The 21285-nt window shown below is 69.8% G+C and carries 15 protein-coding genes, 1 tRNA gene, 1 other RNA gene and 6 pseudogenes; 11 read left to right on the forward strand and 12 right to left on the reverse strand.

Going from position 1 to position 21285, the window contains the following annotated elements; genetic code table 11:
• Position 1: 1 nt before the first annotated feature.
• From QQK29_RS13705 to QQK29_RS13715, 3 genes and pseudogenes are all read left to right on the forward strand, one after another.
• Positions 2 to 1650: pseudogene (locus tag QQK29_RS13705) on the forward strand (bifunctional 3'-5' exonuclease/DNA polymerase).
• 129 nt (positions 1651 to 1779) lie between these two features.
• Positions 1780 to 2270: pseudogene (locus QQK29_RS13710) on the forward strand (DUF3145 domain-containing protein).
• Positions 2271 to 2285: 15 nt separating this feature from the next.
• A complete protein-coding gene (locus QQK29_RS13715; protein ID WP_284301080.1) occupies positions 2286 to 2444 on the forward strand; it encodes a hypothetical protein in 159 nt (52 codons plus the stop codon).
• Here the strand turns inward: QQK29_RS13715 and fabF are convergent.
• From fabF to aceE, 6 genes and pseudogenes are all read right to left on the reverse strand, one after another.
• Positions 2441 to 3676 carry a beta-ketoacyl-ACP synthase II gene (gene fabF, locus QQK29_RS13720; protein WP_284301082.1) on the reverse strand — a complete coding sequence of 412 codons (1236 nt, stop codon included), beginning with the start codon at positions 3674 to 3676 and terminating at the stop codon, positions 2441 to 2443. The genes QQK29_RS13715 and fabF overlap by 4 nt on opposite strands.
• Positions 3677 to 3764: 88 nt before the next feature.
• Positions 3765 to 4013 (reverse strand): acyl carrier protein, encoded by a 249-nt coding sequence (locus QQK29_RS13725; protein WP_284301084.1) that lies wholly within the window; start codon positions 4011 to 4013, stop codon positions 3765 to 3767.
• Positions 4014 to 4054: 41 nt separating this feature from the next.
• Entirely contained in the window at positions 4055 to 5071 is a 1017-nt protein-coding gene (locus tag QQK29_RS13730; protein WP_431308799.1) for a beta-ketoacyl-ACP synthase III, read from the reverse strand.
• Positions 5052 to 5979, reverse strand: a pseudogene (locus QQK29_RS13735) (ACP S-malonyltransferase). The gene QQK29_RS13730 and the pseudogene QQK29_RS13735 overlap by 20 nt, the downstream one beginning before the upstream one ends.
• Positions 5980 to 6177: 198 nt before the next feature.
• Positions 6178 to 7355: pseudogene (locus QQK29_RS13740) on the reverse strand (PucR family transcriptional regulator).
• A 13-nt stretch (positions 7356 to 7368) separates the two neighbouring features.
• Positions 7369 to 10090: pseudogene (aceE, locus tag QQK29_RS13745) on the reverse strand (pyruvate dehydrogenase (acetyl-transferring), homodimeric type).
• Positions 10091 to 10211: 121 nt separating this feature from the next.
• On the opposite strand from aceE, the gene QQK29_RS13750 reads away from it, so the two are divergent.
• Positions 10212 to 10685, forward strand: a complete 474-nt coding sequence (locus QQK29_RS13750) for a peroxiredoxin (RefSeq protein ID WP_284301087.1) — start codon at positions 10212 to 10214, stop codon at positions 10683 to 10685.
• Between the two features lie 27 nt (positions 10686 to 10712).
• On the opposite strand, the gene QQK29_RS13755 is transcribed toward QQK29_RS13750, so the two are convergent.
• Together QQK29_RS13755 and QQK29_RS13760 are read right to left on the reverse strand one after the other, a co-directional pair.
• Complete coding sequence (locus QQK29_RS13755) at positions 10713 to 11291, reverse strand: NAD(P)H-dependent oxidoreductase (RefSeq protein WP_284301978.1); 579 nt, start codon at positions 11289 to 11291, stop codon at positions 10713 to 10715.
• A 43-nt stretch (positions 11292 to 11334) separates the two neighbouring features.
• Complete coding sequence (locus tag QQK29_RS13760) at positions 11335 to 12423, reverse strand: LLM class flavin-dependent oxidoreductase (protein WP_284301088.1); 1089 nt, start codon at positions 12421 to 12423, stop codon at positions 11335 to 11337.
• Positions 12424 to 12665: 242 nt separating this feature from the next.
• Between QQK29_RS13760 and QQK29_RS18770 the strand changes: the two genes are divergently transcribed.
• Positions 12666 to 13046: a MarR family winged helix-turn-helix transcriptional regulator gene (locus tag QQK29_RS18770; protein WP_488803249.1), complete on the forward strand. Its 381-nt coding sequence runs from the start codon at positions 12666 to 12668 to the stop codon at positions 13044 to 13046.
• Here QQK29_RS18770 and QQK29_RS13770 read toward each other — a convergent pair.
• A tRNA-Val gene (locus tag QQK29_RS13770) sits at positions 13006 to 13079 on the reverse strand. The two genes, QQK29_RS18770 and QQK29_RS13770, sit on opposite strands and share 41 nt — an antisense overlap.
• A gap of 37 nt (positions 13080 to 13116) precedes the next feature.
• Between QQK29_RS13770 and QQK29_RS13775 the strand changes: the two genes are divergently transcribed.
• The 5 genes and pseudogenes from QQK29_RS13775 (at position 13117) to rnpB (ending at position 18899) form a co-directional block, all read left to right on the forward strand.
• On the forward strand, positions 13117 to 14034 hold the full coding sequence (locus QQK29_RS13775) for a DMT family transporter (protein WP_284301093.1): 918 nt from the start codon (positions 13117 to 13119) through the stop codon (positions 14032 to 14034).
• A complete protein-coding gene (locus QQK29_RS13780; RefSeq protein ID WP_284301095.1) occupies positions 14031 to 16865 on the forward strand; it encodes a purine-cytosine permease family protein in 2835 nt (944 codons plus the stop codon). The genes QQK29_RS13775 and QQK29_RS13780 overlap by 4 nt, the downstream gene beginning before the upstream one ends.
• A 4-nt stretch (positions 16866 to 16869) precedes the next feature.
• Positions 16870 to 17687: pseudogene (locus tag QQK29_RS13785) on the forward strand (Nif3-like dinuclear metal center hexameric protein).
• Between the two features lie 37 nt (positions 17688 to 17724).
• Positions 17725 to 18465, forward strand: a complete 741-nt coding sequence (locus tag QQK29_RS13790) for a zinc ribbon domain-containing protein (RefSeq protein ID WP_284301097.1) — start codon at positions 17725 to 17727, stop codon at positions 18463 to 18465.
• 35 nt (positions 18466 to 18500) lie between these two features.
• Positions 18501 to 18899, forward strand: an RNA gene (gene rnpB, locus QQK29_RS13795) — RNase P RNA component class A.
• Positions 18900 to 18963: 64 nt separating this feature from the next.
• On the opposite strand, the gene cspE is transcribed toward rnpB, so the two are convergent.
• The 3 genes from cspE to map all read right to left on the reverse strand — a co-directional run bounded on the left by cspE (position 18964) and on the right by map (position 20953).
• Positions 18964 to 19167, reverse strand: coding sequence for a transcription antiterminator/RNA stability regulator CspE (gene cspE, locus QQK29_RS13800; protein WP_284301098.1), 204 nt, complete (start codon positions 19165 to 19167; stop codon positions 18964 to 18966).
• 96 nt (positions 19168 to 19263) lie between these two features.
• Complete coding sequence (ppgK, locus tag QQK29_RS13805; RefSeq protein ID WP_284301101.1) at positions 19264 to 20043, reverse strand: polyphosphate--glucose phosphotransferase; 780 nt, start codon at positions 20041 to 20043, stop codon at positions 19264 to 19266.
• A gap of 25 nt (positions 20044 to 20068) precedes the next feature.
• The gene (gene map, locus QQK29_RS13810) at positions 20069 to 20953 is read right to left on the reverse strand and encodes a type I methionyl aminopeptidase (RefSeq protein WP_284301102.1); all 885 of its coding nucleotides are present in this window, start codon (positions 20951 to 20953) and stop codon (positions 20069 to 20071) included.
• Positions 20954 to 20985: 32 nt separating this feature from the next.
• Here map and QQK29_RS13815 point away from each other — a divergent pair, with 32 nt between their 5' ends.
• Positions 20986 to 21156 carry a methionine aminopeptidase gene (locus tag QQK29_RS13815; RefSeq protein ID WP_284301105.1) on the forward strand — a complete coding sequence of 57 codons (171 nt, stop codon included), beginning with the start codon at positions 20986 to 20988 and terminating at the stop codon, positions 21154 to 21156.
• Positions 21157 to 21285: the final 129 nt, after the last annotated feature.

Genomic DNA, 21285 nt, shown 5'->3' on the forward strand with positions numbered 1-21285 from the left:
CGTGTACGTCGCCGTGAGCTCGCCCGGGCCCGGGGTGGTCGACGTCGTGACGCTCGACGCGGATGCCGCCGACGTCGCCCGCGAGCGCATCCCCGAGGCCGGGTTCGCCGACTGGGTGGCAGCGCACGAGCCTGAGCATCCGCGCTGGGTGTGGGCCGACACGAAGCGCTGGTATCCGCGACTGCTCGCGGCAGGGGTGCGCGTCGAGCGCTGCATCGACCTGCGGATGTGTCGCGTGATCCTGCGGAATGCGGTCGCCTCGTCGGGCACGCAGCTCGCGCGTGCCCGGCGCGACCGCTGGGACGCGACCTCGCACGCGACGACACTCGCATCCGATGCCCTGTTCGAGCTCGAACCGCCCGAGCCCGATGACGACCCGGCCCTCGAGCTGCGGCGGCAGCGCGAGGCCATCGCCGAGAGCAGCGCGCCGGGCCGCTTGGCCCTCTTGGTGGCCGCCGACAGCGTCGGGGCGCTCGTGGCCACCGAGCTCGAGTTCGCGGGCCTGCCCTGGGACGCCGCGCGTCACGACCACATCCTCACCGAGCTGCTCGGGGAGCGCACTCCGGCAGCTCGCCCCGCCAAGATGGAGCAGCTCGTCGCCGAGATCCGCACCGCGCTCGACGATTCGCGCGTCAATCCCGATTCGCCGCCGGTGCTGCTCAAGAGCCTGCAGCGTGCCGGACTGCGCGTGGGCAGCACGAGTCGCTGGGAGCTCAAGGGCGTCGATCACCCGGTCGTCGCGCCGCTGCTCGCGTACAAGAAACTCGCGCGCCTCTATACCGCGAATGGATGGGCGTGGCTCGCGGAGTGGGTGCACGGCGGCCGATTCCGCCCCGTCTACGTTCCGGCCGGGGTAGTGACCGGTCGGTGGGCATCCGACGGCGGTGGTGCCTTGCAGCTGCCGCAGCAGGTGCGTGGTGCGGTGGTCGCCGACCCCGGATGGAAGCTCGTGGTGGCGGATGCTGCACAGCTCGAACCGCGGGTGCTCGCGGCGATGTCGGGCGACGCAGCCATGGCCCGTGCTGGACGCGCGCACGACATGTACCAGGGCATGGTCGAGGCGGGCGCCGTGGAGACGCGATCCCAGGCGAAGTACGGCATGCTGGGCGCCATCTACGGGGGCACGACGGGGGAGTCGGGGCGCATGCGCCCGCGCATCGAGCGCGCCTTCCCGCGCGCCATGGCCTTCGTCGAGGCCGCCGCCCGCCGGGGGAATCGGGCGAGGTCGTGAGCACCTGGCTCGGCCGCAGTTCGCCGCCCGGGCGCGACGCCGCGTACGACGAGACCGTCAGCGAGGCCGAGCGCGCCCGGGCGCGCAGCGACGGGCGCGCGTGGGGCCGCTTCACCCGCAACTTCGTCGTGCAGGGCACGGCTGCCGAGTGGGCATTGTGCTGGATGGGCGCCCTCCGCCGGATGCTGTGGCAGCTCGGCGGGGGTGACACCGCATCCGTGCCCCTCACCGCGCGACCTCATCTCGTGTTCTTCCTGCATGACGAGCTCATCGTGCACACGCCTGAGGATCTCGCGGATGCCGTCGCTGACGCGATGCGGGCGGCCGCCGCCGAGGCGGGGCGCATCCTGTTCGGCCAGGCGCCCGTCGAGTTTCCGGTCACGATCGCGATCGTCGACAGCTACGCCGACGCGAAGTAGCCGACTCTCGAACCACATGCTTGTGATTTCGGGGCCCGACCGGGCATAATGGCCCCAAGCAACAGCGAACGTACGTCAGGTCGATGGGGAAGTCGCATCTGACGAACGGAGAGAAAAGTGGCTGCTGCGATGTCGCGCGGAGTGGTGTACGTCCACTCCGCTCCTCGTGCTCTCTGCCCGCATGTCGAATGGGCCGCGGGCCGTTCCCTCGGGCGCGCCGTGAACTTCGACTGGCGGCCCCAGCCGGTGCTGCCCGGTGCCCAGCGCACCGAGTACGTGTGGGAGGGCCCCCGCGGCACGGGTGCCGTGCTCGCGTCGGCCCTGCGCGGCTGGGAGCACCTGCGGTACGAGGTCACCGAGGATGCAGGCCTCGGCACAGACGGCGGGCGCTGGATGCACACCCCGACCTCGGGATCTTCTTCGCGCAGACCGACACCGCAGGCAACATGGTGGTGCCGGAGGATCGCATCCGCGCGGCCATGGAGACCGCGGGGTCAGACGCCTTCGAGCTGCACCGCGAACTGCGGCTCGCCCTCGGCCAGGCGTGGGATGACGAACTCGAGCCGTTCCGCTACGCCAGCGAGGACTCTCCCGTGATCTGGCTTCACAAGGTCGGTTAGCAAAGGAGCGACACCATGCTGAAGACGAGCGACATCGACCTGCGCGCGCTCCTGGACGAGCTCGAGGAGCCGCTCATCCACGTCGACGAGGTCGTCGACGCCATCGAGATCGTCGAGTCGGACGACGACTTCGACGGGATCTGCACGCAGCACGAGAGCTGCCGCATCATCTAGACCGAGCGGAACGCGATCACCGAGTTGTGGCCGCCGAACCCGAACGAGTTCGAGATCGCGAGCTGTGCGCCATCTCCGAGCGCACGCGGCGAGGTCACGACATCCAGGGGGATCTCCGGGTCCTGTTCGGTGAGGTTGATCGTCGGCGGAGCCAGACGCTGCTGCACCGCGAGGATCGCGAAGATGGCCTCGAGCGCACCCGTGCCGCCGAGCAGGTGGCCCGTGGACGCCTTGGTAGCCGACACCGGGATGTCGTGCACGCGTTCGCCGAAGACCGCCAGCAGCGCCTTGTACTCGGCGATGTCGCCGACGGGCGTGCTCGTGGCGTGAGCGTTGATGTGGGTGACCTCGTCGGGAGAGGCGCCCGCCTGCAGGAGCGCGGCGCGCACCGCACGTGAGGCGCCCCAGCCCTCGGGGTCGGGCGCGGTGATGTGGTACGAGTCGCTCGTGACCCCACCGCCGGCGAGTTCGGCGTAGATCTTCGCGCCGCGCGCCTTCGCGTGCTCCTCGGTTTCGAGCACGATCGTCGCCGCGCCCTCGCCCATGACGAAGCCGTCACGGGTGCGGTCGTAGGGCCGCGACGCGGTCGCGGGGGAGTCGTTGCGCTTGGAGAGGGCCTGCATCGAGGAGAACGCGGCGATCGTGATGCCGTGGATGGCGGACTCGGTTCCGCCCGCGATGACCACATCGGCATAGCCCTGCTGGAGGTGGTCGTAGGCGTTGGCGATGGCCTCGGTGCTGGAGGCGCACGCCGACACATCGGTGCGCGCGAAGGCGCGAGCACCGAGGTGCATGCTGACGGCGGCGGCCGCGGCGTTGGGCATGAGCATCGGCACCGTCATGGGCAGCACGCGACGCGGGCCCTTCTCCTTGAGGGTGTCCCACGCATCCAGCAGCGTCCAGAGGCCACCGATGCCGGTCGAGTACTCGACGCCGAGCCGTTCGGGGTCGATCTCGGGCGCACCGGCATCTGCCCACGCCTCACGCGACGCGATCAGGGCGAACTGGCTCATCGGGTCGAGTCGCTTGATCTCCTGGCGCTCGAGCACCTCATCCGGGCGTACCTTCGCCTCGGCCGCGAAGGTCACCGGCAGCTCCAGTTCGCTCACCCAGCCGTGGGTGAGCGTGGCGGCGCCTGACTCGCCTGCGAGCAGAGCATTCCAGGTGTCGGGGGCGGTGCCGCCGAGCGGCGACGACGTGCCGATGCCCGTGACGACGATCTTCTTGGTCATTCGAATACTCCGAGGGATGGTGAATGGATGCCGAAAGCCGGCGGGACGCGAACGGGCGGAGGCTACCGGCGCCTCCGCCCGCTATCGCTCAGTTCTGCGCGTTGACGATGTAGGTGACGGCGTCGCCGACGGTCTTGAGGTTCTTGACCTCTTCGTCGGGGATCTTCACGTCGAACTTCTCCTCGGCGTTCACGACGATGGTCATCATCGAGATCGAGTCGATGTCGAGGTCGTCGGTGAAGGACTTGTCGAGCTCGACGGTGTCCGCCGCGATACCGGTCTCATCGTTGATGAGCTCGGCCAGGCCGGCGAGGACTTCTTCGGTGGACAGTGCCATTTCGTTTTTCTCCTAGGGGTGTCGAGTGACCGGGGACAAGTTTAGGGGAGGCGCACGACCTGAGCTCCGAAGACGAGGCCCGCGCCGAAGCCGATCTGCAGAGCGAGTCCGCCGGACAGCTCGGGATTCTCCTCGAGCAGACGGTGGGTCGCGAGCGGGATCGACGCGGCGGAGGTGTTGCCGGTGGTCTCGATGTCACGGGCGATCGCGACGTGCTCGGGCAGCTTGAGCTGCTTGGCGAGCTCGTCGATGATGCGCATGTTGGCCTGGTGCGGGATGAAGGCCGCGAGGTCGTCGGCGCTCACGCCCGCCTCCTCGAGTGTCTGACGGGCGACCTTGGCCATCTCCCAGACGGCCCAGCGGAACACGGTCTGCCCGTCCTGGCGCATCGTGGGCCACGGCTTCACCTTGTCGAGGTACTCCTCGAACGTCGCGTTCATGCCCACGGCATCCCACTTCGAGCCATCGGAGCCCCACACCGTCTTCGAGACACCCGGCTCGTCGGAGGGTCCGAGCAGGGCAGCCCCCGCCCCATCGCCGAGCAGGAACGAGATCGAACGGTCTTCCGGGTGCACGTACTGCGAGAGCTTCTCGGCGCCGACGACGATCACGTACTCGGCCGCTCCCGCACGGATGAGGGCGTCGGCCTGAGCGATCCCGTAGGTGTAGCCGGCGCATGCGGCGCTGATGTCGTAGGCGGCTGCGGGGCTCACCCCGATGCGCTCGGCGAGGAGCGTCGACATCGACGGTGTGACCGCGACGTTGCTGATGGTCGAGACGAGCACGGCCCCGACGCGCGAGGGGTCGATGCCCGAGGTCTCGAGCGCCTCGCGGGCGGCCGTCTCGGCGAGGTCGATCGCGTTGAGACCCTTGGATGCGCGCTTGCGCGTGATGATGCCGGTGCGCTGGCGGATCCACTCGTCGCTCGAGTTGATGGGGCCCACGAGGTCGTCATTGGGCACCACGAGGTCACCGCGGGCGGCGCCGAGCGAGATGATGCGGCTGCCGGGGATCCCGCTGCCTGCTTGAGGTGGATGGTCACGCGGCGGTCTCCTGATCGATGAGGGCGTGGGCTGCGGGGATGTCGTCGGGCGTCTTGACGGCGACCGTCGGCAGCCCCTTGAGGGCGCGCTTGGCGAGTCCGACGAGAGCACCCGCGGGAGAGAGTTCGATGAGGCCGGTGACACCGGCCGAGCTGAAGGACTCCATGACGCGGTCCCACCGCACGGGGAAGCGATCTGGCCCACGAGCAGGTCGAGGAAGCGCGCGCCGTCGTCGACGGTCGAGCCGTCGCGGTTGGTCCAGATCCGCAGCGTCGGAGCGGCGGTCGCCATGCCGGATGCGACCTCGCGCATGGTGTCGACGGCGGGCTCCATGAAGCGCGTGTGGAAGGCGCCCGCGACCTGCAGCGGGATCACCCGCGCACCCGCGGGCGGGTTGGCCTGAAGCGTGGCCAGGGCGTGCAACTCGCCCGCGACGACGATCTGACCTCCGCCGTTCATGTTCGCGGGCGACAGACCGAGGGGCTCGAGCGCCGTGAGGAGGTCGTCCTCATGAGCGCCGATGACGGCGCTCATGCCGGTCTCGGTGCGCGCAGCAGCATCCGCCATCGCCCGGCCACGGGCCGCGACGAAACGCATCGCGTCGGCTTCACCCAGGATGCCGGCGCCTGCGGCTGCGGCCACCTCGCCGACCGAGTGCCCTGCGATGCCGGCGATCCTGTCGCGGCGCCCTCCGTCGAGCACGGCGGCGAGGAGATGAGCGAGGCGCCGACGATGAGCGGCTGCGCCACCGCGGTGTCGCGGATGGTGTCGGCATCCGACGCGGTTCCGTGGCGACCCAAGTCGACACCCGCGGCGTCGGAGAGCTCCTCGAGATGCGTCGCGAAACGCGACTCGGCGAGCCAGGGGTCGAGGAATCCGGGTGTTTGCGAGCCCTGCCCGGGCGCGACGATCACGACAGTCACCCGTCCATCCTGCCAAGCTCACGGCCCACGGGTGGCATACACGGCACGAGAAATCCGGGCAGACGTTGGCGGACCACCACAACGCGCGGGTTCACACCGCGAGCAGCACCTCACGGTGCCTGGCCCGCGCATCGGCGATCCGCACGGATTCTCTCGAGCTGCGGTCATCGCGCCGTGACGCAACCGAGGAGGAGCGGACTACTCGGCCTTCTTGCCGGTGTCGGCGATCGAGCCGATGATGAGCGCCGTCTGCAGGATGAGGGCCTCGCGGGCTCCCGTCGCATCCCAGCCGATGATCTCGCTGATGCGCTTGAGGCGGTAGCGCACGGTGTTGGCGTGCACGAAGAGCTCGCGAGCCGTCGCCTCGAGTGAACGGCCGTTGTCGAGGTAGGCCCACAGCGTCTGCAGGAGTTCGTTCGAATGGGCCTTGAGCGGCTCGTAGATGCGCGCGATGAGTGTCGCGCGGGCGAGCGGATCGCCGGCGAGAGCGCGCTCGGGAAGCAGATCGTCGGCCAGCACGGGGCGAGGTGCGTTGCGCCACGACCGGGCGACGGCGAAGCCCGCCAGCGCCGCCCGCGCACTGCGCGCCGCGTCCACGAGCGACGGAACCTCGTGGCCGAGCACGAGGTGACCCGTTCCGAACCCGGACTCCAGCTGACGCGCGATCTCGATGAAGCTGAGCGCCGCGCGCGGCTCCTCGTCGTCCTTCGGGTCGACGCGGCCGATCACGAGCACGAGGCGGCTTCCTGCACGCCGATGAGCACATCCGCATCGAGGTGACGCGCGGTGCGCCGCAGCTGGTCGACGTCGAGCATGCGCGGGGCGGTGCCGACGAGCACGGCGACCGCGCCGTGGCCGTTCCACCCGAGCGCGGCGACGCGGCTCGGCAGTTCGCTGTCGTACTCGCCCGTCAGAATGGAGTCCACGACGAGCGCTTCCAAGCGCGCATCCCACAGGCCGCGGGCTTCGGCGGCGCGCGCGTAGACATCCGCTGCCGCGAACGCGATCTCGCGCGAGTACAGGAGGATCGCCTCGCGCAACTCGTCGCTCGAGCTCGTGACCCGCTCCTCCACGACCTCGACCGTCACCCGGATGAGTTGCAGCGTCTGCTGCAGGCTCACCGAGCGCAGCAGCTCGCGCGGGGCAGCCCCGAACACGTCTGCCGCGATCCACGGTGTCGAGCTCGGGTCGTCGTACCAGGAGATGAACGAGGTGATGCCGGCCTGCGCGACCAGTCCGACGGCGCTGCGCCGCCCCGGCGGCATCTCGCGATACCAGGGGAGCGTGTCGTCGAGACGCTTGAGCGTGGTGGTCGACAACTCGCCTGACAGCGTGCGCAGCCAGGCGAGCGTCTGCGCCTTCGTCCTCTCGGGCACGGGCGGCGGCGGCTTAGCTCTCGCCGCCCGCCGTGCCGGTGGTGCCCGCGGTCACGTCGTGCAGCTTGTACTTGTCGATCGCCTGCAGCACGTAGGCCGGGTCGACCTGGCCACGGCGAGCGAGCGACTGGAGCGTGCGCACCACGATCGACGGGCCGTCGATCTTGAAGAAGCGCCGCGCCGCGGCACGGGTGTCGCTGAAGCCGAAGCCGTCGGCTCCGAGCGTCGCGAACTCGCCGGGCACCCAGGCACGGATCTGGTCGGGAACGGCGTGCATGTAGTCGCTCACCGCCACGAACGGCCCCTCCGACCCGCTGAGCTTCTGCCACACGTACGGAACCTGTGGCTGCTTGGTGGGGTTGAGGAAGTTGTGCTCGTCGGCGGCGAGGCCGTCGCGGCGCAGCTCGTTCCACGAGGTGACGCTCCAGACATCCGCGGCGACACCCCAGTCCTTGGCGAGCAGTTCCTGCGCCTCAAGCGCCCACGGCACCGCGACGCCGGATGCGAGCAGCTGCGCCTTGGGACCGCCGATGGTGGCGTCCTTGAGCTTGTAGATGCCGCGCAACAGTCCGTCGACATCGAGGCCCTCCGGCTCGGCGGGCTGAACGTGGGGCTCGTTGTAGACGGTCAGGTAGTACATGACGTTCGGGTCAGGGTGCTGACCGCCGTACATGCGCTCGAGGCCGGCCCGCACGATGTGTCCGAGCTCGTAGCCGTAGGCCGGGTCGTAGGCCACAACCGCGGGGTTGGTCGACGCCAGCAGCGGCGAGTGGCCGTCGGCGTGCTGGAGGCCCTCTCCGGTCAGCGTCGTGCGGCCCGCTGTCGCCCCGACGATGAAGCCGCGCGCCATCTGGTCGCCCGCCGCCCACATCCCGTCACCGGTGCGCTGGAAGCCGAACATCGAGTAGAACACGTACACCGGGATGAGCGGTTCACCGTGAGTGGAGTACGAGGTGCCGGCCGCGGTGAACGCCGCGAACGCGCCCGCCTCGTTGATGCCGACGTGGACGATCTGCCCCTTCTCGCTCTCCTTGTAGGCGAGGAGGAGTTCCCGGTCGACCGAGGTGTAGTGCTGCCCGTTCGGGTTGTAGATCTTGGCCGTCGGGAAGTACGCATCCATACCGAAGGTGCGCGCCTCATCCGGGATGATCGGCACGATGCGCTCACCGAGGCCCGGGGTGCGCAGGAGATCCTTCAGCAGTCGCGCGAACGCCATGGTCGTGGCGATCTCCTGCTTGCCGGAGCCGCGCTTGACGACGTCGTAGGCCGAGGCCTCGGGCAGGTTGAGGTCGACGTACTTGGTGCGACGCTCGGGCAGGTAGCCGCCGAGCTCCCGGCGGCGCTCCTGCAGGTACTGGATCGCCGGGTCGTTCTCGCCCGGGTGGTAGAACGGCGGCAGGTACGGGTTCTCCTCGAGCTGGGCATCCGTGATCGGGATGCGCAGCTCGTCGCGGAACTGCTTGAGGTTGTCGAGCGTGAGCTTCTTCATCTGGTGGGTCGCGTTGCGGCCCTCGAAGCTCTTGCCGAGGCCGTAGCCCTTGATCGTCTTCGCGAGGATGACGGTCGGCTGGCCGGTGTGCTCGACCGCGGCCTTGAACGCCGCGTAGATCTTGCGATAGTCGTGGCCGCCGCGCTTGAGGTTCCAGATCTGCTCGTCCGAGAAGCCCTCGACGAGCTTGAGAGCCTCGGGGTCGCGACCGAAGAAGTTCTCGCGCACGTAGGCGCCGTCCTCGGCCTTGTAGGTCTGGTAGTCACCGTCGGGCGTCTCGTTCATGACGCGTACGAGGGCGCCGTTGTCACGGGCGAGCAGGTCATCCCACTCGCGGCCCCAGATCACCTTGATGACGTTCCAGCCGGCACCGCGGAAGAAGCTCTCGAGCTCCTGGATGATCTTGCCGTTACCGCGCACCGGGCCGTCGAGTCGCTGCAGGTTGCAGTTGATGACGAAGGTCAGGTTGTCGAGCTTCTCGTTCGTGGCCCACTGCAGCGCGCCGCGGCTCTCGACCTCATCCATCTCGCCGTCGCCGAGGAAGGCCCAGACGTGGCTTTCGCTGCGGTCGACGATGCCGCGGTTGGTGAGGTACTTGTTGTTCTGTGCCTGCCAGATCGCGTTGAGGGGTCCGAGGCCCATCGACACGGTCGGGAACTGCCAGAACTCCGGCATGAGACGCGGATGCGGGTACGAGCTCAGCGCGTGCGGGGCACGCGACTTCTCCTGACGGAAGCCGTCGAGGTCCTGCTCGCTGAGGCGCCCCTCGAGGTACGCGCGCGTACATGCCGGGGGAGGCGTGCCCCTGATAGAAGATCTGGTCGCCACCGGACGGGTGGTCCTGGCCGCGGAAGAACCAGTTGTGGCCGACCTCGTAGAGCGACGCACTCGACGCGTAGGTCGAGATGTGACCGCCCACGGCGATGTCGGGCCGCTGGGCCCGGTGCACCGTGATCGCCGCGTTCCAGCGGATCCAGCGGCGGTACTGGCGCTCGAGCTCCTCGTCACCGGGGAAGGCGGGTTCGTTCTCCGGGGCGATCGTGTTGATGTAGTCGGTGGTCGGCACCATGGGCACACCCAGGTGCAGATCCTTCGACCGCTTGAGCAGGTTCAGCATGATCTCTCGACCGCGCTGGTGTCCCTTGTCTGCGACGAGCGCGTCGAGGGACTCCTGCCACTCGGCGGTCTCCTCCGGGTCCTGGTCGGCGTTGTTCACCGAGTACGGATCCTGGTCGTTCACCGTCACGCTTGACCTCTTCCTGATCGTGTCGTGGCCATCGTCCAGTCTAGGCCCGCAGCGGTGTCCACTTCCCGCACCCGCGACGCGTCCCGGCGCGTTGACGGATCGCGGCGTATGATCGCTGCTCGTGGCTCTCGAGAACGACACGCAGGCTCCGGACTTCGACCTGCCGAATCAGTACGGCGAGCACATCCGCCTGAGCGACTTCCGCGGGCGGAAGCCCGTGGCGCTCGTCTTCTTCCCCCTCGCCTTCTCCAGCACATGCACGGGCGAGCTGTGCGCACTGCGCGACAACCTCGCGCTCTTCAAGGAGCACGGCGTCGAGCTCATCGGCATCTCGGTCGACTCGAAGGCGACCCTTCGTGCCTGGGCCGAGCAGGAGGGCTACGACTTCACGCTGCTCGCCGACTTCTGGCCGCACGGCGCGGTCGCCAAGGAGTACGGCGTGTTCCTCGAGCAGAAGGGCTTCGCGAACCGCGCGACCTTCGTGATCGACACCAAGGGCATCATCCGGGCGTCGTTCATCACGGCCCCCGGCCAGGCGCGCTCGGTGGAGGAGTACCGCGCGGCGCTCGACGAGGTGCTCCCGGTCTCGGTCTGATGCCGATCGGGCGCGCCCGGCCGTGAGTCATGCCGGCGAGGCGCGTTCTTCGAGCACGGATGCGACGTCGGCGATGGCGAGTTCGACGCGACCGTAGACCCGCGGGTTGAGCAGCACGGTGCCATCGAAGTCTCCCGACGAGGCGAAGACCGCCACGGGCAGGGTCATCGCCTGGAAGAACCCGAAGAGCGGTCGGAGCACGTGCTCGAGCACGAGCGCGTGGTGGTCGCCGCCCCCGGTCGCGAGCAGGAGCACGGGCGTGTTCGCGAGGGCGTACTGATCCACGAGATCGAAGAAGTGCTTGAACATGCCGGTGTAGGAGCCGCGGAAGACGGGCGTGGCGGCGATCACCAGATCCGCGTTCTCGACATCCCGCAGCGCCGTCTCGACGCTGGGCTCGATACCCTCCCGATCGAGCGCGCCGGTGAAGCCCGCACCGAGACGGTAGACGTCGACGCGCGTGTCGGCGACCCGGATGCCGCGCCGTCCGAGCACGTCACGCAGGGTCTGGAGTGCGACATCCGCGAGCCCCATCGTCTTGGACTTCTCACTCGGGCTTCCGTTGACGACCGCGACGCGCAGGGTGCGGGTCGGGGAGTCTCGGATGCCGGCTCACGTGTGCCGGCGGAGTCGCGTACGACGGTGTCGGTCATGCTGCGCTCTGGGAGAGGGCAGCCACTTCCCGACGCACGACGGGAGCCACCTCGGTGCCGAGCAGTTCGATGGCGGCCAGCACATCCGCCTGGGGCATGCCTCCGAACCCGATCTGGATGAGCGCGCGATCGAGCCCGTAGAACTCGTGGTAGTCCATGAGCTTGTCGATCACCTCCTGCGTGCTGCCGACCAGGAGACCGGCCGCGGGAGAGCTCTGTGCGTCGAACGCCTGACGGGGCAGATCGAAGCCCTGCCCACGTTGGTGGTTGTTGTCGCGCATGCCGCGCGCGAAGTACGGGTACATGGTGTCGCGCGCGGCCTGGCTCGTGCGCGCGATGTAGCCGTGCACGTTGATGCTCGTGCGCAGGGTCGCCGGGTCGTGTCCCGCCTGCTCGGCAGCCGTGCGATACAGCTCGACGGTCTGCTCGTGCAGGGTGAGCGGCCCGAGCAGCAGGGCCATGGCCATCGGCAGACCGAGGCGTCCCGTGCTGACCGCCGAGGCCGCCGAACCTCCGACCGCGACCCAGACCGGCAGCTCCTCCTGCACGGCACGGGGTCCGACGTCCGCCTGCTCGAGAGCGGGTCGCAGCCGTCCCGACCAGGAGATCGGGTTCTGGGCGCGGATTGCGAGGAGGAGGTCGAGCTTCTCGCGGAACAGGTCGGCGTAGTCGGCGAGGTCGTAGCCGAAGAGCGGGAAGGACTCGACGTACGAGCCGCGACCCGCGATGATCTCGGCCCGGCCGTTCGAGAGCTGGTCGAGTGTCGCGAATTGCTCCCACACCCGCACCGGGTCGTCCGAGCTGAGCACCGTGACCGAGCTCGTCAGCCGGATCCTCTCGGTCGCGGCGGCTGCGGCGGCGAGCACGACGGCCGGAGCGGAGCCGACGAAGTCGGTGCGGTGGTGCTCGCCGATCGCGAAGAGATCGAGGCCGGCCTGGTCGGCGACGCGTGCCTGCTCGATGGTCTCTCGTGCGCGCTGCTGCGCCGTCGGCATGGCGCCCGTGAGCGGGTCCTGCGTGAGCTCGACGAAGCTCATGTGCCCCAGTTCGAAGCTGGGACGGCTGGGGGTGGTGATCTCGGTCATCGCTGTGCTCTCCTTCTGGGCCCGCGGAGGAGTGTGCGGGTCCGGGGGCTATAACACTGTCTGCGCAGACAACTATTCCCGATGATGTAATCGGTCGGCGACGGCAGTCGGCGTCATAGGCTCACCCCATGGCTGCACCCCGGTTGACGCAACTCGAAGACGACGCCTGGCAGGGGTTCCTCCGCACGCATGACCAGATCTGGAGAGACGTCGAGGCGGGGCTGGCAGCGCTCGGCGTGAGCATGGCCGAGTACAGCGTTCTGGCGCTCCTCGCCCGCGCGGGCGCGAACGGGATGCGGATGTCCGACCTGGCTCGGGAGCGGCTGATGTCGACGGGCGGCTTCACCCGTCTCGCCGATCGGCTCGAGCGCCGCGGCCTCATGGAGCGACGTCCCGCGGACGACGACAAGCGCGGTCTCCTGGCGGTGCTCACTCCCGCCGGGCGCGCGTTGCTGAGAGACGCGTGGCGTCGGCAGCATTCCGACCTGCGTCGACTCTTCTTCGACCGCTTGGATGACGACGACCTGCGCGACCTCGCGCGGATCTGGAACAAGCTCCAGCACGAGGCGGCGGTCACGGCGGTGGGCCCTGAGGGACTCGAACCCCCGACATCCACGGTGTAAACGTGGCGCTCTAACCAACTGAGCTAAGAGCCCGTGCCCTCGATCCTACCGGCGACATAGGCTCGCCCTCATGCAACCTCGTCGGGGCTCGGCCGTGCTCGCGATCGTCATCGCCTCGCTGCTCTGGGGCACCACGGGAACGGCAGCGGCCTTTCTGCCGGATGCGGTGAGCCCCCTGGCAACGGGGGCGGCCACGATGGGCGTCGGCGGCATGTTGCTCCTCGTCACGGCGCCGCGGCTGAGCGTCGCCGTGCTGCGCGGCCCGGCGCGCGGATGGATCGCGGCGGGCGCCATCGGGGTCTTCGTCTACCCGCTCGCCTTCTACACGGGCATGGATCTGGCGGGGGTCGCGATCGGCAACGTCGTCGCCCTCGGCAGCGGCCCGGTCGTGACTGCTCTGCTCGAGTGGCTGTTCGAACGACGTCCGTTGACGGTGCGCTGGGTCGTCGCGACGGCCCTCGCGATCGGCGGGGTGGCCATGCTCGCGTTCGCGCGGCATCCGGGTGACGCGGCGGATGGGCGCGTGCTGCCGGGCGTGCTGGCAGGGCTTCTCGCGGGCCTCGCATATGGGCTGTACACCTACGCCTCCGCGCGGGCGATCGCGGCGGGCGGCACGTCGCGGGGCACGATGGGGGCGATGTTCGGCAGCGGTGCCGTGTTGCTGCTTCCCGTGCTCGCACTGACGGGTGCCCCGCTGCTTGCCGATGCGAGCGCGCTCGGGATCGCGGCGTATCTCGCGGTCGGTCCGATGTTCATCGCCTATCTGCTCGTCGGTGTCGCCCTGCGCACGCTGCGATCATCGATGGTCACCACGATCGCGCTGCTCGAGCCGCTCGTGGCCACGGTGCTCGCCGTCGCGGTCGTGGGGGAGCGTCTCGAACCGGTGGCGTGGGTCGGGCTGCTCGCCATTCTCGGAGGAATCGCCGTGCTCGTCTCGGCCCGGCCTCCTGGGCGCGCGCGAGGTGCCGCCCTAGACTTCCACGCATGAGCGAGGTGCCGGGCCAGGAACCCCCGCGCGACGAGGCGGAGCAGCGCTCCGCACCGAGCGCGTATCCGCCGCCCTACGTGGCGCCGTCGAACGCGTCGGCATCCGGTGCGAACGACGACGAGTTGGCCGCCGCTCTCGCGGCACAGCGGGCCATGTACACCGGCCCGATCACGATTCCCGTGGCCAACTCCGACCCGATCTTCCGCCCTGACCCGGCCGAGGTGCAGCCCGATCTGCCGCCTCCCTTGCCGGTTCCGCCGCCGCCTCCCGCACCGGAGTACGTCGCTCCCGACGAGGTCGCCTCCGATCCGGAGCCCACCGACCTCGGTTTGCCCGACGACATAGCCGCTCCGTCGGTGATGCCTCCGCCGGTTGTCGCGGATGCGACGCCGTTCGCGGAGCCCGTCGCGCCGCCCCCGCTCGGCGCGTCGCAGTTCGAGGCTCCGCCCGCACCATCGCTCGGCTCGACGCCGTTCGAGTCGGAGCCCACCTTCGACTCGGGGACGCCGACAGACGCGGCGCTTCCGGATGATGAGCTCAGCCGGACGGTCGAGCACGAGGCAGCCGCCAGTTCCACACTCGATGCGATCCTGCTGCTCGAGAACGAGTTGCGCCGGCGACAGGGACTCGATCCGGTCGTCGATGCGCCCGAGCCGCCACCCGGCGTGGGAGCGGCGTTCGGGGCGGACGCCTGGGGCGGCGCAGAGGCGGCATCGCCCGCGACGTCACTGCCGGGATGGACGGAAGCGCCCGATCCGTCACGAGAGGGTGAGGTCGCGGAGTCCGCGTCGGCTCCCGCTGCGTTCGAGGAACCTGTCGCGCTCGACGAGCCCGTCGCGTCCGCTGAGGAGCAGACCGACGGAACGGCTTCGGGCGACGAGGCCTGGCTGACCGCCCCGCCGCCGAGCTTCGCGCCTCCGCCGCTCGTCGAACCGCCGGCCGCTCCCGAGGTGGGAACGATCGACCCGGCCTCGCTGACCCCTCCGCCCGTGTCGGAGCTTCCGGCACCCGTGCTTCCTCCGCCCGTGACGACCGTCGACGGTCCCGACGGGCCGGTGGACGTCACGCAACTGCCCCCACCCACCGCGGCAGCAGCCGTCGATGTTCCCGTCGCCGGGTTCGAAGACGCACCACCGCCAGATGTCGCAGCACTTCCGTTCGCGCCCCCGCCCGCGGAGGCGTTCGTCGTGCCCGACGCCGCGGGTGACCCGGAGGCCGAGGGGATCGACGACCTCGATCGCGCGGACCTCGCCGCGCCGATCCCCGTTGATGACGCGGGGGTCGCATCCGTGATTCCCGCTCCCGCGTCCACCGCGACGATGGTCGCCGTCGGCGAACCCGTCGTGCCGGCTGAACCGAGCGATCCGCCCGCAATGGCCGTCGAGACGGCCGCACTCGAGCCGACCCCGCTCGAGCGACGTGCCGGTCACGCTGCCCGGTTGTTCTGGCTGTGGTTCGCGGCCAACTCCTCGATCGTCATGATCGCCGTGTCGGCCACCCTGTTCACCTTCGGCATGAGCCTGCGCCAGGTGCTCGTCGCGGTCGTCGCGGGTGTGGGCCTCTCCGCGCTGCCACTGGGACTCGGGTCGCTCGCCGGCAAGTGGAGCGGTCAGCCCACGATGGTGGTGTCGCGCGCGACCTTCGGACTCGTCGGCAACATCCTGCCCGCCGTGCTCGCCGTGATCGGCCGGGTGCTCTGGGGTGCGGTGCTGCTCTGGCTGCTCGCCGTGACCGCCGCCGCCGTGCTGACCCCCGGCCAGACCGGTCTCGGGGTCACCGCCCTGATCTCGCTCGCCATCGGAGCCGTGCTCGCGGGCATCGTCGCCGTGCTCGGCTACGGGCTGCTGCATCGAGTGCAACGCGTGCTGGGCATCCTGTCGACCGTGCTCGTGGTGGCCACGATCGTGGTGACCGCGCCGCACGTCGACATCGCGACCGCCCTCCGCACCGACGATGGGCCGTGGCTGCTCGCGGTCGGGGGTGCCGTGCTCGTCTTCAGCGTCGTCGGACTTGCCTGGGCCCAGTCGAGCTCGGATCTCGCCCGCTACCAGAAGACCGTGGGATCCGGTGCCGCGAACATGCTGTGGGGATCCTTCGGCGTGATCGTGCCGACCCTCGCGATCCTCTCGTGGGGAGCGGTGCTCGCCGCGTCCGACCCGGAGTTGGCCGACGGTCTGGCACGGGCTCCGCTCGCGACGCTCGTCGGTATCGTGCCGGAGGGGCTCGGACTGCCCGTGCTCGCGGCTGCCGGCTTCGGGCTCGTCTCGGGCGCGATCGTCACGATCTACTCGGGCGGCCTCGCACTCGTCGCGGCGGGCGCGCGCCTGCCGCGGTCGCTCGCGACCACGGTCGCCGCCGTGCTCGTCACGCTCTTCGGAGTCGGACTGCTGCTGCTCGGCAGCGACACCCGCGCCCTCGTGACCGACGTCGCCACGACGATCGCCGTGCCCGTCGCGGCCTGGACGGGCATCTTCGCGAGCGAGATGATGATCCGCCTGCGTCGTTTCCACACGCCCTCCCTGCTCGCCACAGGCGGCGTCTATCCCGCGGTCCGCTGGACCAACGTGGTGGGCCTCGTCGTGATCTCGGCGATCGGCTTCGGCCTCGTCAGTGCACACCTCGGCGGCTTCACCTGGGAGGGCTTCCTCTACGCGCCGTTCGGCATCGATCCGGATTCGATTCTCGCCGCGAGCGATATCGGGGTGCTCGTCGCGCTTGCTCTCGGACTGCTGCTGCCCATCGTGTCGGGGGTGCCGTCGATCCGCCGCCAGGAGCGGGATCGGGATGAGATGGAGGGAGTGAAGCCCGCCGCGAGTCCGCTCGTAGACTGAGGCCGTGGCTCCCTCTCTCGCGCACGTCATCGAGACCGCGCACGCCCTCTGGCCACTCGCCGGAGCGGAGTCGTGGGACGCCCCCGGCCTGATCGTGGGCGATCCGCTCGCCGAGGTCTCCGCGATCCATCTGGCCGTCGACGCCGTCGTCGAGACCGCCGAGGAGGCGGTCGACGCGGGCGCACAGCTGCTGCTCGTGCATCACCCGCTGCTGCTGCGCGGCGTGACCTCGGTCGCCGAAGACCGTTACAAGGGCGCCGTGATCGCACGCCTGATCCGCGGGGATGCGCACTCCTCGCCGCGCACACCAACGCCGACATCGTGGCCGAGGGCACCTCCGCCGTGCTGGCCCGGGCGCTCGGCCTGCGTGACACGCGACCGATCGTGCCGGCTGCGACCGATTCGAGCCAGGGTCTCGGCCGGGTGGGCACGCTCCCCGAGGGCGTGACGCTCGGCGAGGTCGCGCGCGGGCTGCAGAGCGTGCTCCCGGCGACCGCGCAAGGGATCCGCGGCGCGGGTGACTACCACGCCGAGGTGCGGCGGGTCGCGCTGTGCGCGGGAGCGGGGGACTCACTGCTCACGCACCCCGAGGTGCTCGCCTCCGACGTGTACATCACGAGCGACCTCCGGCATCATCCGGCGTCCGAGGCGCGCGAGAACGCGCGCGTGGCGGGCGGCCCCGCCCTGCTGGACGTGTCGCACTGGGCGGCCGAATGGCTCTGGCTCGACGCGGCCGCCGACGCGCTGCGTGCTGCTCTGCCCGAGGTCACGGTGACCGTGAGCGAGTTGCGCACCGACCCCTGGGATTTCGCGCTCGTCTAGAGCGATCCGCATCCGACCCCGACAGAACGGAAACCGCATGGCCCTGAAGGCCGCTCCCGAAGACCAGGCGCTGCTGCTCGAGCTGCAGGACCTCGACACCCGCGTGCAGCGACTCGACAACCAGCTGCGGAATCTGCCCGAGACGGCGCAGCTCGCCGAGCTCGAGCGCGAGGCGCTGGCGCTGCGGCGCACCCTCGCCGAGCAGACCGGCACCCTCGAGGATGCCCAGGCCGAACTCGGCCGGGTGGAGTCGGATGTCGCGGTCGTCGAGGCGCGGATGACGCGCGACCGCGAGCGGCTGCAGGGCACCTCCTCGGTCAAGGACGTGCAGGCGCTCGAGCAGGAGCTCGCCGCGCTCGCGCGCCGTCGCGACGAGCTCGAGGAGATCCAGCTCGTCGTGATGGAGCGCGTCGAGGAGCACGAGACGAGCCTCTCCGCCACGCGCGCCGCGCTGGCGGAGCTCGACAGCCGGGTCGCTGCCACCACCGCCGCGCGCGACGAGGGCGCCGCATCGCTGCAGCGGGAACGCGCCGCCACCGCCACCGATCGTCAGACCATCGCCGCTCGCGTGCCCACCGAGCTGCTGGCGCTCTACGAGAAGCAGCGTGAACGCTACGGGGTGGGCGCGTCGCATCTGCGCGGCGGGGTGTCGAGTGCGAGCGGCGTGGCCCTCAACGCGACCGATCTGGGCGCGGTTCGCGCGGCGGCCCCGGATGACGTGCTGCTGTGTCCGGACTCGAACGCGATCCTCGTGCGCACGGCGGAGTCCGGGATCTGATCCCCACCCGCGTGCGGCTATCCTGAGGGGGCGAACGGGCCGGCCAGACGGTCGCGTCGCGTGCCCGCGCGTCTTGACGACGCGTGCACGCGCCGAGGAACGTCCGGGCTCCACAGAGCAGGGCGGTGGGTAACACCCACCCGGAGTGATCCGCGAGAAAGTGCAACAGAGAGTAGACCGCCACGGCGCGCTCGTCGCGTCGGGGTAAGGGTGAAACGGTGGTGTAAGAGACCACCAGGGGCCCGAGTGATCGGGCTCGCTGGGTAAACCTCGCCCGGAGCAAGGTCAGACAGATGCCGCCGAGGTTGCTCGCCGAGGCATCGGGTAGACCGCTGGAGGGCTGCGGCAACGTAGTCCCGAGAGAGATGGCCGTCCGTCTCCCGCGTCACGGCGCGGGAGGTCGACAGAACCCGGCGTATCGGCCGACCCGTTCGTCTCACAGATGAGGAAGCGCCCCCGGACTGGTCCGGAGGCGCTTCCTCATGGTGGAGTGTGTCGTCAGGCGAGCCGGATGTTGGCGGCCTGGGGACCCTTCTGGCCCTCCGCGACCTCGAACTCAACGCGCTGACCCTCTTCGAGAGTGCGGTAACCCTTGGCCTCGATGGCCGAGTAGTGCGCGAAGACGTCCTGAGCGCCGTCGTCGGGGGTGATGAAGCCGAATCCCTTTTCGGCGTTGAACCACTTCACGGTTCCACTAGGCATGTGACTGCTTTCTTCTGGTGCATGCGCCCCTTGATCTGGGGCGTTAGCTCAACCTAATACAACGCGGCGCCGGGGTGGAGAGGGTGACGCGAGATTTCACAGAACTGAAATCTGGCTGTTTCGGTGCCCGGGCTGCGTTGCGAGCCACGCGGCGCCGAGGATGCCCGCATTGTTGCGCTGGGTTGCCGGCACGATCGGGGTTTCGAGCGTGAGCAGCGGCAGGAAGTCGTCGTGGCTCTTGGAGACGCCACCACCCACGATGAACAGCTCGGGCGAGAACAGGAACTCGACGTGCGCGTAGAAGCGCTGGAGGCGCTTCGCCCAGGCCTTCCAATCGAGGTCGTCGCGCTCCTTCGCCGAGAAGGCGGCACGCGTCTCCGCGTCCTCGCCCTTGATCTCGAGGTGGCCGAGCTCGGTATTCGGGATCAGCACGCCGTCGTAGAGGAACGCGCTGCCGATCCCCGTGCCGAGGGTGGTCATGATGACGAGGCCGTCGACGCCGCGGGCGGCACCGAACCGCGCCTCGGCGACGCCCGCGGCATCCGCGTCGTTGACGAAGTGGATGTCGCGCTGCAGTGCCTGCTCGAAGAGCTCTTCGGCCGCGAGCCCGATCCAGCGCTGGGAGACGTTGGCGGCCGACATCGTGCGCCCCTGGCGGATGATCGCCGGAAAGCAGACGCCCACGGGCACCCCTGCGGCGGCCGGGCCGAAGCCCGCGACCATCTCGGAGACGACGGCGAGCACGGCATCCGGTTCCCCGCCTTCGGGCGTCGGTACTTTGACGCGCTCTCCGGCGAGCGCGCCGCGCTCGGTGTCGACCAGCGCCCCCTTGATGCCGGTTCCTCCGATGTCGATTCCGACGGCGAGTGCGGTCATGTCTCCTCCGGATGCGTCGTGCCGGTCAGGGCAGGGTCAGGATGTCGGCGCCCGTCTCGGTGACGACGAGCGTGTGTTCGAACTGCGCGGTGAGGCTGCGATCGCGGGTGACGACGGTCCATCCGTCGGCCCACTCATCCCAGTCGCTCGTGCCCGGCTTCTCGGGCGTGCCGAGCGTCAGCATGGGCTCGATCGTGAACACCATGCCGACCTCCATCACGGTGTCGTAGCCGGGGGCGGCGTCGTAGTGCGGAACGACGAGGCCCGTGTGGAACGCCCGTCCGACCCCGTGGCCGGTGTAGTCGCGCACCACGCCGTAGCCGAACCGACGGGCGTAGCTCTCGATCGCGCGACCGATGACGTTGATCTCGCGGCCAGGCGCGACCGCCTTGATGCCCCGGGCGAGCGCCTCGCGCGTGCGCTCGACGAGCTCGCGCGCCTCCGCAGCGACCTCGCCGACGAGAAAGGTCGCGTTGAGGTCCCCGTGCATCCCGTCGTGGTAGGCGGTGATGTCGATGTTGACGATGTCGCCGTCTGCGAGCTCGGTGTCGTCGGGGATGCCGTGGCAGATCACCTCGTTGACCGAGGTGCAACTGGATTTCGGGAAGCCCCGGTAGCCGAGCGTCGACGGATAGGCGTCGTGGGCCACGAGGTAGTCATGCGCGATCGCGTCGAGTTCCTCGGTGGTGATGCCCGGGCGGATCGCGGCGCGCACCGCATCGACCGCCTGCGCGGCGATCCGACCGCTCGTGCGGATGCGTTCGATCTCGTCGGGGGTGTAGACGTCTGAGCCGGTGAACGGGCGCGGGCCGGGCCGCCCGACGTACTCGGGGCGGGGGATGGATGCGGGCACGTCGCGCCGCGCAGACACCTGACCGGCGACGAGGTGACCGGCGGCGTCGCGAGGCATAGGGTCAAGAGTACCGAGCGGACGGAGGCGGCATGGCCCAGTGGTGGTACAACAACAAGACGGGCGAGGTCGAAGAGGGCCCCCAGTCGCTGGGTGTCGATCGTGACGGGCCGTTCGCGAGCCGCGAGGAGGCGCTGCGGGCACCCGAGATCGCCGCCGAGCGGGCCCGCGCGTGGGCCGCCGAAGACGAAGCGGAGCGCTGAGGCTTTTCGCGGGCGTGGTCGCGCTCTCATCCCCGTGTTCCCGGGAGCGCTTCCGAGAATGCGCGGTCCCGGGTTTGTCAGGACGGTGAACTAATTTCCCGGAAACCCTTGACCCTCGCTACGGGGGCT

The organism is Homoserinibacter gongjuensis, from assembly GCF_030161875.1.
In the GTDB taxonomy this organism is placed as follows: domain Bacteria; phylum Actinomycetota; class Actinomycetes; order Actinomycetales; family Microbacteriaceae; genus Homoserinibacter; species Homoserinibacter gongjuensis.